Source organism: Kitasatospora azatica KCTC 9699 (genome assembly GCF_000744785.1).
In the GTDB taxonomy this organism is placed as follows: domain Bacteria; phylum Actinomycetota; class Actinomycetes; order Streptomycetales; family Streptomycetaceae; genus Kitasatospora; species Kitasatospora azatica.
The window spans coordinates 234,462-249,768 of record NZ_JQMO01000003.1 but is presented as its reverse complement, the minus strand read 5'-3'; the positions used below and the strand labels follow the sequence as shown (position 1 = coordinate 249,768).

Annotated in this window: 6 protein-coding genes; 3 read left to right on the top strand and 3 right to left on the bottom strand. The window is 69.7% G+C overall.

What is annotated here, in order from left to right:
• Window positions 1–229: 229 nt before the first annotated feature.
• Together BR98_RS12225 and BR98_RS12220 are read right to left on the bottom strand one after the other, a co-directional pair.
• Complete coding sequence (locus tag BR98_RS12225) at window positions 230–1,495, bottom strand: RNA polymerase sigma factor (protein ID WP_051969697.1); 1,266 nt, start codon at window positions 1,493–1,495, stop codon at window positions 230–232.
• The gene (locus BR98_RS12220) at window positions 1,492–1,824 is read right to left on the bottom strand and encodes a YciI family protein (RefSeq protein WP_035844321.1); all 333 of its coding nucleotides are present in this window, start codon (window positions 1,822–1,824) and stop codon (window positions 1,492–1,494) included. The genes BR98_RS12225 and BR98_RS12220 overlap by 4 nt, the downstream gene beginning before the upstream one ends.
• A gap of 632 nt (window positions 1,825–2,456) precedes the next feature.
• Here BR98_RS12220 and BR98_RS12215 point away from each other — a divergent pair.
• The 3 genes from BR98_RS12215 (at window position 2,457) to BR98_RS36260 (ending at window position 13,483) form a co-directional block, all read left to right on the top strand.
• The gene (locus BR98_RS12215) at window positions 2,457–3,218 is read left to right on the top strand and encodes an SDR family NAD(P)-dependent oxidoreductase (protein ID WP_035844319.1); all 762 of its coding nucleotides are present in this window, start codon (window positions 2,457–2,459) and stop codon (window positions 3,216–3,218) included.
• A gap of 475 nt (window positions 3,219–3,693) precedes the next feature.
• A complete protein-coding gene (locus tag BR98_RS12210; RefSeq protein ID WP_051969696.1) occupies window positions 3,694–12,516 on the top strand; it encodes a DNRLRE domain-containing protein in 8,823 nt (2,940 codons plus the stop codon).
• A gap of 145 nt (window positions 12,517–12,661) precedes the next feature.
• Window positions 12,662–13,483: a tetratricopeptide repeat protein gene (locus BR98_RS36260; protein WP_051969695.1), complete on the top strand. Its 822-nt coding sequence runs from the start codon at window positions 12,662–12,664 to the stop codon at window positions 13,481–13,483.
• A 69-nt stretch (window positions 13,484–13,552) separates the two neighbouring features.
• Here the strand turns inward: BR98_RS36260 and BR98_RS12200 are convergent, their stop codons facing one another.
• The gene (locus BR98_RS12200; RefSeq protein ID WP_157537708.1) at window positions 13,553–15,187 is read right to left on the bottom strand and encodes a hypothetical protein; all 1,635 of its coding nucleotides are present in this window, start codon (window positions 15,185–15,187) and stop codon (window positions 13,553–13,555) included.
• Between the last annotated feature and the right edge of the window lie 120 nt (window positions 15,188–15,307).

The window sequence follows — 15,307 nt, the reverse complement described above, 5'->3', positions numbered from 1 at the left end:
CGAAGGATTTCCAGGAGCACGGCTTGACCTGCTGACGAGGTGACGCTGCACTGTGCCGGGGCACCGCGCGTCGCGGTGCCCAGAACAGGGGACGGCCCCGAGCACGCTCGTGCGCGCCGGACACATCCGGGCCCACCGCCCGGGCGCGGCCGCCCTCGCCGACGCCCTGTTCCGCGCCGAGCGCTCCCCGCACTGCCTGCGCTGGTTCTGACCCGCACCGGTTCTGACTTCACGGGCCGGCCAGCTGGCCGCGGCGACGGATGAGGTACGCCGTCTCGGCGCTGTTGCCGGCCAGCCCGATGGCCCGGTCGTACGCCGCCCGCGACTCCTCGCTCCGGCCCAGCCGGCGCAGCAGGTCGGCGCGGGTGGCGTGGAAGGCGTGGTAGCCATCCAGCGGCAGACCGTCCACCGCCGCCAGCGCGACCTCCGGGCCGTCGAGCTCGGCGACCGCGATCGCCCGGTTGAGCCGCACGATTGACGAGGGGTCAAGGCGGACCAACTGGTCGTAGAGCGCGACGACCTGCGACCAGTCGGTGTCGCGGACGTCGCGGGCGTCGGTGTGGACGGCGTTGATCGCGGCGAGGATCTGGTAGCGCCCCGGCGCCTGGCCGGAGGCGAGGCGCGAGCGGACCAGGGCGTGGCCCTCGGCGATCAGCGCACGGTCCCAGGAGCCACGGTCCTGCTCGTCGAGGGTGACGAGCTCACCGCTCGCCGACAGCCGCGCGGCTCTGCGGGCCTCCGTCAGGAGCATCAGCGCCAGGAGTCCGGCGACCTCCCCGTCGGCCGGCATCAGGTCACGGACCAGCCGGGTCAGCCGGATCGCCTCGGCGGTCAGATCGCCGCGGACCGCCTCCCGCTCGGGGGCCGAGGCCAGGTAACCCTCGTTGAAGATCAGGTAGAGGACGGCGAGCACCCCGGTGACCCGGGCCGGCAGGTCCGCACGCGACGGCACCCGATAGGGGATCCTCGCCGCCTTGATCTTCGCCTTGGCGCGGGTGATCCGTCGGCCCATGGCGGTCTCCTGGACCAGGAACGCGCGGGCGATCTCGGGCACGGTGAGGCCGCCGACCATCCGCAGGGTCAGCGCGACCCGGGCCTCCATGGCGAGAACGGGGTGGCAGCAGGTGAAGACGAGGCGGAGCCGGTCGTCCTCGATGGCGCCGAGCGGCTCGCCGGCGCCGAGCGGTTCGGGGGTGTCGGACAGCATCATGGCCTCCCGGTGCTTTTCCTCGCGCCTGGCCTCGCGCCGGATCCGGTCGATGGCCTTGCGGTGGGCGGTGGTGGTGAGCCATCCGCCGGGGCTGGGCGGGACGCCGTCGACCGGCCAGCGCTCGACGGCGGTCGCCAAGGCCTCGGCGGCCATGTCCTCGGCGAGGTCGAGGTCCCCGAAGCGCCTGGCCAGGGTCGCGACCACCCGGGCCCACTCCTCGCGGTGGACCCGGGCGATCTCCCCCAGCCTCCGGCCGGCGGTACCCCCGTGCTCGACGTCGGTCATGCGCCCAGGAACGGCCGCAGTTCCACCCTGCGGTTGCAGGCCTTCGACGCCAGGGCGGCGAGCCGGAGCGCCACGTCGAACTCGGGAGCCTCGATGATCCAGAAGCCGCCGAGGTACTCCTTCGACTCCAGGTAGGGCCCGTCGGTGAACACCGGCTGCCCGTCCCGGGCGTCGACCACGGTGGCGGTGCTGGGAGAGGCGAGGCCGCCGGCGAAGACCCAGTGGCCTTCCGCGTCGAGCTGCTCGTTGAACACGCCGATCGCGGACATCTCCTCGGGGGTCGCGGAATCGGTCGTGTCGTCGAGCACGGACATCAGGTACTGCGCCATCGGATTCATCTCCTGCCGTCGTGCGGCCGCCCGCTCGGGCCGCCTCTCACCCTTGCTACGAACGCCGCTGCCTCGATCCGACAGGCTCCGCCGAGAGTTCTTCGAGGAGACCATGCCGCCGAGAGTGAGGTTGGCGCAAAGGGGCGGGGGAGGTTATCGTCGAGCGAGCAGGTAGAACGACCAGTCTTTCTCCTTCTTGAGGTCGGCATGCCCGCTGCGACGCCGTTCGCCCGGCCGTGTGAGCCAATGCGGCCCGCGGCTCCGGCAGGGCGGTGGCAGGCCTCCGGAGGTGGATGCTGACAGGAGGCCGGCCGCAGCACGGCTTTGCCGTGAGCGAGGGCGGCGGCCCCTGGACGGAATGACCGGTCCTTCTCCCTGGCGCAGCCCAAGGACCCGCTCCCCAGCGGGCGGTTCTCGTGAAGACGGAGCAGGTTATGCCCAACATCCTCGGCGCCCCGGCCCGGCCGGGGCCCCGCAGCGGGTCGCCGTTTCGCGCGGCCCGGAGGGAGCCGGCCCCGCTATCGGGTTGTGCCCATGACCCGGCCCTGAGCGGCCTCCACGCCAGTCCTCCAGAGCCCCATCCACTTCCCTCGACTCCCGTCCACTCCCGTCCTCATCGAAAGGTTTGAACCATGACTCGTCGTCTCGAAGGAACCGTCGCCCTGATCACCGGAGCCTCCAGCGGCATCGGCCACGCCACCGCCCTGGAACTCGCCCGTGAGGGGGCGTCAGTGGCGCTGGTCGGCCGCCGCGAGGACCGGCTCACCGACCTCGCCGCGGAGATCTCCAGCACTGGTGGCCAGGCCTTGGTCGTGCCCGCCGACATCACCGACGCCCAGGCCGCCGCGGCAGCGGTCGCCCGGACCGTCGAGGGCCTGGGCCGGCTGGACATCCTGGTCAACAACGCCGGTCTCATGCTGCTCGGGCCCGCCCCCGACGCGGACCTGAACGACTGGCGTCGCATGATCGACATCAACCTCATGGGCCTGATGTACACCACCCATGCGGCCGTTCCGCACCTGCTCAAGGCAGCCGGCCAGGGCCCGCGCGAGGTCGCCGACATCGTCAACATCGGCTCGGTCGCCGGCCGCAGCGCCTTCGCCATGTCCGCCGTGTACTGCGCCACCAAGTTCGGCGTCGGCGCCTTCACCGAATCGCTGCGCCAGGAGCTGGCCCGCCAGCACGTCCGGGTGTCCGTGGTCGAGCCGGGCAGCGTCGACACCGAACTGCGCACCCACAACCCGCAGGTCGTCCAGCAGGTCATCGCCAGCTCCCTGGGCGACATCGAGCGGCTGCAGAGCCAGGACATCGCCGACGCCATCGGCTACATCGTCACCCGCCCCCGGCACGTGGCCGTCAACGAGTTGCTCGTGCGCCCCACCGAGCAGCTCTGACCACTGGGCGACACCGGGCGGCTCTGAACACCGAGCAACTCTGACCACCGAGCCCGTGGTGCCGGCAGCATGCCGTACGACGTGCCGCCGCTGGATCCCGCCCTCGTGGCGTACTTCGAGAACGGACAGACGATGGCGTGAGCCCTTGGTGGTAACCACACGCACCGACATCACACCCGCTCGGCGGGGCTCGTCGATCGTGCCCGAAGACAAGGGCTTCCGAGCAGAACCTCTACAGACCTTTTGCCATCCGCCGCACGGCGGGTAGATCGCCCGCGACCTGCGGAAATGCCCAGTCCAGCCGGGCATTTCCGCAGGTCGCAGCTTTGTGACGATCCCGACGGCGGCCGCGCTGTACATCCGGACCCGCCGATGGAGCGCGGTCGAGACGGCTGAAAGGTCAGCAGTGAAGAAAAGACTGCGGTTACACCGGTGGACGGCCTGGGTCACCACATCCACGCTCCTGGTGTCGGGGATGACGCTGTCCCAATTCGCGTTCTCCGAGGCGGCACACGCGCACTCGAGCGTGCACATCCAGCCGCCGGGTGACGGCAACTGGAAGCCGGGCCCGAAGGGCAAGAACACCACGGCCGCCTACACCAAGCCGGCCCAGCACGGCGGCACACAGGCCGCCGCGGCCGATCCGCACGCCACCCGGACCAAGGAGCTAACCGGGAAGCGGACGGCGAACAGCAAGCTCTTCCAGATGTCCGACGGCAGCGCGCAGGAGGACCTGTCCGCGGCGCCGGTGCACTACCAGGACGCCAAGGGCGACTGGCAGGACATCGACAGCACGGTGAAGCCGCTGGCCCACAACGGATTCACCGCCGGGGCCGAGGGCAACTCCTTCCACACGTACTTCTCCTCGCAGGCCGGTTCGCTGGTGCGGCTGGAGTCCGGCGGTGCCTCGGTGCAGCTCGGCGCGGACGGCGCGACGGTGGGCTCGCCGAAGCTGACCGGTTCGGCGGCCGCCTACCCCGGCGCGTGGGCGAACACCGATCTGGACTACCAGGTCCTGCCGACCGGGTTGAAGGAGTCCATCGTCCTGGCGAAGGCGCCGAGTGCCACGGCGAGTTACTCGTTCACCCTGAACCTGGGCGGCGGCCTGACGCCGAGGCGGAACCCGGACGGCTCGATCGACCTGCTCGGCGGCGAGTCGGCGAATCCGGTGATGACGATCCCGGCGCCCTACATGGTGGACGCCAAGGACGACAAGAACTCGCCCTACGGCAAGGCCTACAGCTCGAAGGTCACGCAGACCATGGCCTTCGACGCGGCCGGTGGGACCCTGCGGCTGACCGAGACCCCGAACGCGGCCTGGCTGGCCGACAAGGCCCGGGCCTACCCGGTCACCATCGATCCGACGGTGCTGGTCTCGCCGACCTCGGCGACGGCGTCGAACGTGATGATCTCGGCCGACGGCGCGACGACGAACTACAGCACGTCGTGGCGGCTGACCGTGGGGACCACGACCACCGGCGCGGCCCGGGCGCTGATCAAGTTCCCGATGCCGTCGGTTCCGGCCGGGAGCACGATCAACTCGGCGGATCTGAAGCTGTACTACGACCAGACGGTCACCACCGGCAGCAACAACGTGCCGATGCAGGCACTGCAGGCGAACGCCTCCTGGTCGCCGACGACGGCCACCTGGAGCAACGCCTCGTCGATCGGCGGCCCGGTCGCCGGTACGTCGCAGATGAACGCCAACCAGGTGGGCGTGTGGGACGACTTCCCGGTCACCTCGGCGGTGCAGAACTGGATCAGCGGCTCGGCGGCGAACAACGGGTTCGTCCTCAGGGCCACCAACGAGACGCCGCTGGGCCAAGGCGGTCCCCGGTTCGAGGGATCGATCTACGCCTATGGCGGCGAGGTCGTGAACTACCCGAAGCTGACCATCAGTTACGGGATCCCGGGGATCGCGGTGAAGCCGCCGACGGTGATCCACGCCACCGGCGCGGAGCTGTCCTGGCCCGCCTACACGAACACCACCGGCAATACCGCGAATGACATCGCGCAGTACCAGGTGCACCGCAGCGTCTTCCAGACGTTCTCGCCGGGCGCGGACACCGAGATCTCGCCGGTGGACCCGTCCCAGACGGCCTTCGTGGACTCCACGGCCGTGCCGACCCCGGCGAACAACTCCGATCCGTACGGCAACGCCTACTACTACATGGTCGCGATCAAGACCAAGGGCGGTCAGCTGATCTCCGGGCCCACGCAGCTGGTCCGGCTGCCGGAGGCCGGGCGGACCACGCTGCTGATCCCGTCGGTGGCCGCGACCACGCTGTCGTCCACCCTGTCGACCTCGGTGCTCAACACCCTGAGCAACGCCGGCACGCCGCAGCCGTGGCTGGAGGTCGGCGACAACTCCGCCACCTACGGCGTCGCCCGCTCGGTGCTGGACTTCGGGCAGCTGTCGCAGGTGCCGGCCGGGTCGCGGATCCTGGACGCGCACCTGAAGCTGTGGCAGGAGACGACGACCACGGGCAGCTCCGGCGCGGTCTACGAGCTGCACGGTCTGACCCGGTCGTTCACCGGGAACCAGGCCACCTGGAACTCGGCCGCCACCGGCACCGCCTGGACCACGGCGGGCGGTGACTACACCGCGGCGCCGGGCGGCACCCTGAACGGCTTCACCAACGACCCGAACCGGCGCAACTTCGACGCCACGTCGACCGTGCAGGGCTGGATCGACACCGCCGGCAGTGACCACGGCCTCTTGCTGAAGCTGGCCGGGGAGACCTCGGGCTCGCCGCAGGAGCGCACCATCTTCGCCGGGCCGGGCACCGCCGAGCCGGCCCTGGCCCCGACCCTGGTGGTGACCTACCTGGACTCCTCCACCGGGTCCACGTACTACGCCCCGACCACGCCGTCGGACATGCAGCCCGGCACCACCTACACGGTTCCGGTGACGGTCAACAACACCACGTCCTCGACCTGGGCGGCGGCCGGCGAAGTCCTGACCTACCACTGGACGTTGCCGGACGGCACCGACGTGACCGGCAGCAGCCAGCTGCAGACCGCGCTGCCCTCGGACCTGGCGCCCGGTGCCACCGCGACGCTGAACGCCCAGGTGACACCGCCGACCCCGACGGACGCCAACCAGACGGGCGGCTACAGCCTGGCCTGGGACATGTACAACAAGACCACCGGCGCGTACCTGTCGGCCGGGGCGCCGTCCTCGCCGTCCTCGCCCTCGTCGGGCGGCTCGGCCAAGGCCGCGGTCATGTCCGCCGGCACCACCGGCGGGATCGGCTCGCTCAAGCAGCAGATCAGCGTGGACCCGACCGGCAACAACCAGCTCGGCCTGGAGAAGTTCTACCAGTACACCAAGACCGACACCGGTTCCGGCTCGACGCTCTACACCGACAACGCCTCCGGCAACACGGTGTGGAACGACGACCTGTTCTCCAACCCCTCGCGAGGGTTCAACACCTTCCTGCGCCTGAACTACAACTCGCTCGACACCACCGACACCACCACCGGCTTCGGCTGGTCGCTGCAGGCCTCGACGCCGACCAGGCTGGGCCAGGCGCTGTACTGGCACCCGCAGCAGAGCCCGACGACGGTGGCCATGAAGGACGGTACCGGCAACGCCCACCAGTGGACGTTGAACACCGCCACCAACCCGCCGTCCTGGACCTCGCCGCCGGGCGTGCACCTGTGGCTGCAGCAGTTGCACACCTGCGGGCCGCAGGACACGTACTCCCAGGCCTGGTCGATGACCCGGCCCGAGGGCACGGTCGACTACTACGACTGCGAGGGCTATCCGACCGGTTCGGCGGACCGCAACGGCAACTTCGCCACCTTCGGCTACTCGGACCGCCAGTCGGAGAACAAGCCCGCGGAGCTGCTGACCGAGATCACCGACCCGGTCGGCCGGACCACGATGAAGGTCGGCTACTACCTCAAGGGCGGCAGCTACTCCTACATCGACTCCACCGGCGCGCTGCAGACCGGCACCAACCTGACCGACCCGGCGATCATCGACCACGTGTCGTCGATCTCGGACATCTCCGGTCGCACGGTGAACTTCTACTACAGCACCAACGGTCTGCTGGAACGCGTGGTCGACGGCGCCGGCACGAGCAGCGCCAAGACGTTCAACTTCAGCTACGACGCCACGCAGGGCATGAAGAACGTCAAGCTGGTGTCGGTGCAGGACCCGCGCGGGAACAGCACCGCCATCGCCTACTACCCGCCCTCCTCGGCCACCAAGTGGCAGACCCGGTCGATCACCGACCGGGACGGCAGGACCACGACGTTCGCCAACACGGCGAGCACCGTCAGCGGCGCGCAGACGCAGTCCACGGTCACGGACGCGAACAACCAGCCGTACGTCTACCAGACCGACTCGGCCGGGCGGATGGTCCAGGTGGTCAACCCGCTGAACCAGAAGACCACGATGGCCTGGGACGCCGACAACAACGTCACGACCCTGACCGAGGACAACAACGCCAAGACCACGTGGACCTATGACGCCAACACGGGTTACCCGCTGACGAAGATCGGCGCGGTGGCCAACGGCGACGGCACGCACTACCAGACCACCTACAACTACCAGTTCCTCCAGGGCGGCCACATCGCCCACCTGACGGACCTGGGCAGTCCCGGCGCCCGGCACTGGCACTACACCTACGACGGTTTCGGCAACCAGCTCACCGCCGTCGACCCGAACGGCACCGTCTCCGGGGCCGCCGCCGGCTCGTACACCACCAGCTACACCTACGACGTCTTCGGCCAGAAGCTCTCGCAGACCGACGCCGACGGCCACAAGACGACCTACGCCAACTACGACCCCTCCGGGGCCCCGGGCACCGTCACCGACCCGCTGGGCAACGCGGGCCAGATGGTGTACGGCCAGCGCGGCGAGGTGACGGCCACCAGCGACCCGCTGGGGAACACCACCACCCAGAACTACGACGTGTTCCTGCGCAGGCTGGACTCCTCGGTCCCCAAGGACCAGCGCCACGCGGTGTACATCACCACGCCCGCCGCGGTGTACGACGCCAACGACAACACCACCCAGAGCACCTCGGCCACGGGCGCGGTGTCCTCGGCGGTCTTCGACCCGATGGACCGGATCACCTCGACGACCCTGCCGCAGGACACCCCGACCTCCCCGGTCCGCAAGGTGACCTACACCTATGACGCGGTCGGCAACCGGCTGACGACCACTCAGCCGAACGGGAACCTCCCGACCGCCACCGCGGGGTCGTACACCACCACGACCGGCTACGACAAGGCCAACGAGGCGACCTCGGTCACCGACGCGGCGGGCGCCGTCACCAGGACCGACTACGACGACGTCGGCAATAAGTTCCAGGTGACCGACCCGTTCGGCAAGATCAGCAAGTTGGCCTACGACCTGGAGCACCGGGTCCTGTCCGTCACCGACGCGCTCAACCACGTCGCCTCGGTGAGCTACGACCCGGACGGCTACCGGTACAGCACGACGGACCAGAACGGCGTCATGACGGTGTACACCACCGACTCCGACGGTCAGGTCACCCAGGTCAACTCGCCGCACACCGGAACCGGTTCCACCGCGGTGTACGACACGACGCAGTACACCTACGACCAGGTCGGCAACCGGACCGGCGTCATCTCCCCGCTCGGGGTCCTCAACGCCACCGCGCACCCGGGCTCCTACACCACCTCGACGGTGTTCGACGCGGACAACCGGGTGTCGAAGAAGCTGGGCGCGGTCCTGCCCGGTGACACCAACTACGGTGCCCCCGAACAGCCGGAGAGTGACTACAGCTACGACCCGGCCGGCCGGATCAGCTCGGTCACCCAGCACACGGTGACCCCGCAGGGCACCTTCGCGCCGCTGCAGTCCACCGCCACCACGTCCTACACGTACTACGACAACGGCTGGACGCAGAACTCCACCGACCCCTTCAACATCATCACCTCCTACGACTACGACAACGCCGGCCGGCAGGCCAAGCGCATGATCCTCTCCGAGGACGGCTCCGGCAGCCGCACCCAGCAGTGGGGCCACTACCCGGACGGCAAGCTCCAGTCCTTCCAGGACAGCGGCCTGCCCGCCGGCTGGCAGTCCCAGATCATGCTCGCGGGCAACGCCGCGGCGAGCGTCGCCAACAACACGGAATGGAGCAAGGTCTCCGGCGACGGCGCCGACGGCGCCGACTACTGGACCGCCAGTGGCTCCAACACCAACGTCTTCCAGTGGAACCTCTCGGTGCCGCAGGACGGCAACTACTCGGTGTACGTGCACATCCCGACCAACACTTCGCTGACCTCGGCGTACGCCTCGTACACGGTGGCCTACAACGGCGGCTCCACGAACCCCGGGATCCTGGTCAACCAGAACGCGAACCAGGGTCAGTGGGTGCAGCTGAAGACCTCCTCGGCCACGGAGTTCAACTTCAAGGCCGGCTCCGGTCAGAGCATCACCCTGGCACCGCCGGGCGGCTACCTGGTGGCCGCGGACGCCGTGAAGATCGTCCGTGACAACGGCGCTGACGGCACGACGGTCCCGGAGAGCTACTCCTACGTGTACGACGCCGACGGCAACCGGACCGACGCGCTCGACAACACGACGGGCGCCACGTTCGACGACTTCCACGCGGCGTTCAACCAGCTGAACCAGATGACCCAGCTGCAGGAGAACCTCGCCGGCACGGCCAAGCACACCATCGGTTACACCTACGACCCGATGGGCCGTCCCAAGACGCAGACCTTCGACGCGCGGATCGACAACTACACGTACGACGCCATGGGCCGGCTCACGTCCGTACTGAACCAGCAGTCCGGTCTGGATCCCGGCCTCACCACCTCGTACACCTACACCCCGACCGGAAAACCGGCCACCGAGCAGAAGGGCAACGGCAACCTCCTCACGGCGACCTACAACTCCGACGGCACCCTGGCCTCGAGCCTCGAGGCCACCTCGGTCGGGACCACGGTCGACTCGCATACCCTGACCTACGACCCGAACAACAACGTCGTCTCCGACGCGCAGGTGTTGCAGAACGCCGACACCGGCGCCGCCATGACCCGGACCCTGGCCCGCAGCTACAGCCCGAACAACCAGGTGACCCAGGTCAAGAACAACGGCGCCGACGTCGAGGACTACATCTACGACAGCGCCGGCAACGTCAGCGTGCAGACCGTCAACCAGACCCAGATCGGGTACTTCTACGATCGCGGCCGGATGGACTACACGCAGAACCAGTCGGCCACCGTACCGGCGCTGCCGACCGGTGCGTACCAGTACGACACGCTCGGCCGGCTGACCGCCGTCACCAGCGGCTTCTCCAGCGGCTACGTCAACGGCATCAGCCAGAGCTACAAGTACGACGCCTTCGACAACATCCTGGAGCAGGCGTCCACCAGCGGGACCACCACGAATCCCGTCAACAACAAGACCGACTACACCTACGACACGATCAACCGGCCGCTGACCGAGACGGAGAACGACGGCAGCTCCACCGCGCAGACCTCGACCTTCGACTACCTCGGCGCCGGCACCGTCGTGCAGGACGAGACCGTCACCGGCTTCAGCGCGGCGCAGAAGGTGTACGACTACTCGCCCGGCGGCGAGCGGCTCGGCATGATCAACACCAACTCCGGCAGCGGACCGGGGCTGACCCAGTACAACTACTACAGCTACAGCCCGCACTCCGACGTGGAAGCGCTGACCAGCAACACCGGCAGCACGACGGCGACGTACGACTACACCGCCTACGGCGTCGACACCGCCAACTTCCCGAACACCTGGGACTCCGGGACCGACAAGAACAGCCAACTCGGCAACGGCGTCTCGACGTTCCCCTACAACGCGTACCGGTTCAACTCGGCACGCGTCGACACCGCCACGTCCACCCTCAACATGGGCGCGCGCAGCTACGACCCGAACATCAACCGGTTCATGACGCGTGACACCTTCAGTGGCGCGAGCGCGGACCAGGCCATGGCCGCCGCCGGGAACCGGTACGGCTTCGCGGGCGGCAACCCGGTGAGCAACGTCGAGATGGACGGCCACGACTGGATGTCGGCCGTCGAGATCGGCCTCGGGGCGGCCGCCGTGGTCGGCGGCGTCGCGTGCACGATCATCACCGAGGGCGGTTGCCTGGTCGCCATCGGCGCCGCGATGGCCGAGGGTTCGGCCATGGGCGCCGGAGGCATGATCGGCGCCGGCGTGTTCGCCGCGATCATGGAAGGTGGCGCGGCGATCGCCGGCTCCATGGGCGTCGGCGTCGCGGCCGGCGTGGTGGCCGGCGCGGCGGCGCTCGAGGAATCGGCTGCGGTCGACCTGGCTGCGGCGGACGCCGGGGCGGCCGACGCCGGGGCGGCCGAGGGCGGCGCCGCCAAGGCCTCCAGCTCCGAGGACGCGGCGCTCGAAGGCGAGGGCTCCGGGACCCGGTGCGGCGGCGAGAGTTTCACCGCGGACACCAAGGTGGCGCTGGCCGACGGCAGCACCAAGGCCATCAGCACCCTGCGTGCCGGTGACAAGGTCAAGTCGACCGACACCTCGACCGGCAAGACCAAGGACAGCGACGTCTCGGTGGTCGAGGTCAAGCACGACACCGACCTCTACGACCTGACGGTCCACACCGCCAAGGGCGACAAGGTCGTCAACACCACGCAGCACCACCTGTTCTACGACCGCACCAGCCGCAGCTGGGTGGAGGCCGCCAAGCTGGCCAAGGGCGACGAGCTCACCACCGACGACGGCAGCGTCGCCACAGTGGAGGGCGGGACCGTCCCGGCCAAGTCCGACGGCGACATGTGGGACCTCACGGTGCCCGGCGACCACGACTTCTACGTGGAAGCCGGCGACACCCCGGTCCTGGTGCACAACGACAACAACCCGAAGCCGGGCGACGCCACCTGCCCGATCGTCCTGCCCACGCCGCCGAAGCTGCCCGCCAGCTTCAAGTCCAAGACGGTCAGCTGGGACGGGAAGTTGTGGACCGTCAGCGGCGGACGCTTCAAGCTGCCGTCCGGGTTCACCAGGCCGGCCGAGCCGGACATGGAGCAGATGGCCCAGGACATCGGCTACGAGGCCTCGCCCGCCGAGGCCCTGAAGCCGGGTCAGACGTTCCTCGACAACGGCGAGGAAGGCTCCTACAACCTCTGGCACGCCGAGAAGCAGGGTTCGGTGCTGTCTCCGGGCTCGCCGCTGGCGGTGAGCAAGGAGGTCTGCGACGACTGCATGGTCTGGTTCACGAAGCAGGCCGTGTTCCTCAACAGGAGCCTGTACATAACCGACCCGTTCGGAGTGTTCCGCTTCGATCCCGACGGGGGGTGGACGATCATCCAGTGAGGTGATTCCGGGTCGTTGAACGACGCGCGCGGCCTCCTCGGCCCCGCAGGCTCTCCGCAGGGAGAGCGACTGCTCGGGGAGGCCGCGCGTTCCGGACCGGGTGATAGCGTCGTGGCGTCAGTGGACTTCAACAGGGTGGGCCATTGTGATCGACTATTCCAGTCAACTCGTCGCAGACGCCGATGCAGCCCGGAATGCCGGCGACTGCGCGACGGCGGCGGCCAAGTACCTCGAAGCGGCGTCACTGGGCGATCCGAACCTGATGGACGCGATCCACGCCGAACTGTCGAAGCTGCGGGCGAAGGCCGACGCCGGCGAGCTCGACGCGCAGGCCGCCTACGGGCACATGGCCCTGGAATCCGGCCTGGACGTCGCCGGCGGCCTGGCGAACCTCGAGCGCGCCGCGGCGGCCGGCAACCCTCTGGCCCAGCGGGTCCTGGGCCACGCACTGGCCAACGGAACGGGCGTCGCCCCCGACACCACGCGCGCGGCCGTGTTGTTCCGTCAGGCGATGGAGGGCGGCGACGAGTACGGCGCCTTCAACCTCGCCGCCCTGTACTTCCACGGCGAAGGCGTTCCGGCAGACCCCGAGAAGGCGTTCGCGCTCCTCGAACGCGCCGCGGAAGGCGGCATCACGGAAGCGATGTGCCAGCTCGGCCAGTTCCTGAGCGAGTCGAACCGCGTGGCGGAGGCGCTGTCCTGGTTCCTGCGGGCCGCAGAAGCCGGAAACGCCCAGGGCATGCACGCAGCGGGTTACTTCTACCGCGACGGACACGGGGTCGCGGTGGACGAGGTGCAGGCGCTCCGCTGGTTCCTCGCCATGCAGAACGTGGGCAGCCGCGACGCGATGCACGACGCCATGGAACTCGCGAAGCGGATGTCCGTCACCGATGTCCGCGAGGCGGCGCGACTCGCCGATCGTGCCCCGGACGGGGAGTTCCTGATCGAGATCGCGCGCCCTTCGTGAACCAGCCCGTTCGGCCCGTTCACCCCGTTCACCCCGTTCGACCCCACCCGCCAGACCGGCTGACCGGCGTCACCTCAGGGTGAAGAGGAAGCTGTCCGAGTCGTAGTAGTCGGGAAGTTGTGCGAGGACCGATCCCGCGCGCGGTGGATCGGCGGGTGACCAGTCCTGCGGTCCGAGCAGGTGCGCGGAGTAGTCGCTGGACGGGACCGGTGGCAGCAGCCACAGGCGGAACGTTCCGGGGTCCGGGCCCGGGACGAACTTCCACAGCTGCTCGGCCCGGCCGGGATCGGACCGGCAGGGCTGGAGGACGACGGTGACGACGTTTCCGCCGCCGGTGGTTCCGTCGAGGCAGGTTCCGCTGCCGGCGCCGTCGCCGGTGACACGGAGCTGGTAGGCGTCCTGACCGGCCGGAAGGCGTTCCCAGCGGGGGGAGCCGGAATCCGCGCACGGCTGCAGCTGGAGGACGAAGGTGGCCGGATCGGCGATGCCCACGCAGAGCCCGGAACTCACGTTGACGAGTTGGAGAGCGCCCGGCGCGCCGGGCGACGGGGCGGCGGTGTCCGAAGGCTGGGGAGCGGCCGAGGTGGCCTGGCCGATCGGCGTGGGCGCGGGTCCCGCGGTCGATGCCGAGGACGCGGGGAGCGGGACGAGCGCGGTGTCCGCCCAGGGAGTGTGCGCCCCGGCGGCGTCGACCGTCGCGAGGACGGCGGCGGCGCCCACGAGTGCCGCCAGTGCCCCGGCGCCGGCCACGGCGGAGTACCCCAGGACGCGTCTCCCACCGATCCGCGGCCTGCCGCCGGTGCGCTGTCGGGGTGCCCGTGGCCTGCGCGCACCCGTGCGCGGCGCGCAGGGAGCCGGGTCGGCGGGCGGCGCCGGGCAGGTCACGGCGGGTGGGGTCGAGGACGGATCGCCCGACCACAGGAGCAGCGCACGACGGAGGACGGGGCGCTGCCAGGTGTGGATGGCGGTGAGTTCGGTGCGGGTACGGGCGCAGCCGGCGCAGCGGCTGAGGTGGCGTTCGACGTCCTTCACCCGGTCCTCGGGCGGACGTTGTACGCCGTCGGCGATCTGGACGGCCAGATGCCGGCAGAAGCGGTTGCGGGCCCGTGCGATGTACGTCTGGAGGTAGGCGTCGTGGAGGCGGCGTCGGGCCGTCGTCTCGGGCCGCGATGGTTCGGTCCCGGCCGCGTTCCCCTCTTCCAACGCGTGCCACAGGTCGGCCTGCTGGGACTGCGACAGGGACAGGAAGGCCCGGAGCATCAGCGAGTCCGACTCGGCCGCGGTCACGGCTGCCACTGGCGTCGCTGCCGCCTGGGCCGGCTCTGTCGCCTCGGCCGAGGGCTCCGCCGGACTCGGGTCGGGCAGCGTCGTGAGCCATGCGCTGAAGCCGGCCGACAGCATGGACCCGCGTTCGGTGCCGGCCCAGCGGGCGGCGGCTCGGCGGGTCGTCGCCAGCAGGTACGGGCGCCAGACCTCGGTGGGTCCCACTCCGGCGCGGACGGCCGCCAGCGTCCGTTCGAAGGCCTCGGCCGTCAGCTTCTCGGCGGCCCGCTGGTCCGCGCAGCACTGGCGGGCGTAGGCCAGCACGACGGCGCGGTGGCGGCCGGTGATCTCCTCGACGGCCGACCGGTCCCGGGGGTTCCCGTCACGGATGCGTTGTGCGAGCTCGGCATCCGTGAGCGCTGCCGCCACCCAGTCTGACAATCTCTTCTCCTCGCGCATCACCCTGGGGTTACGCAGTCGAAAGGGCAACACAGAGAGCGGGGACGGGCGCATTGCGGGCGTCGACGAAGCATTGCTACCCGCCGGTAGAGGGATAGTGGC

What these genes read in the sequence shown, in the direction of transcription:
- BR98_RS12215 (WP_035844319.1), top strand. Translation starts at nt 2,457, where the DNA reads ATGACTCGTCGTCTCGAAGGAACCGTCGCCCTGATCACCGGAGCCTCC.
- BR98_RS12210 (WP_051969696.1), top strand. Translation starts at nt 3,694, where the DNA reads ATGACGCTGTCCCAATTCGCGTTCTCCGAGGCGGCACACGCGCACTCG.
- BR98_RS12225 (WP_051969697.1), bottom strand. Translation starts at nt 1,495, where the DNA reads ATGACCGACGTCGAGCACGGGGGTACCGCCGGCCGGAGGCTGGGGGAG.
- BR98_RS12220 (WP_035844321.1), bottom strand. Translation starts at nt 1,824, where the DNA reads ATGGCGCAGTACCTGATGTCCGTGCTCGACGACACGACCGATTCCGCG.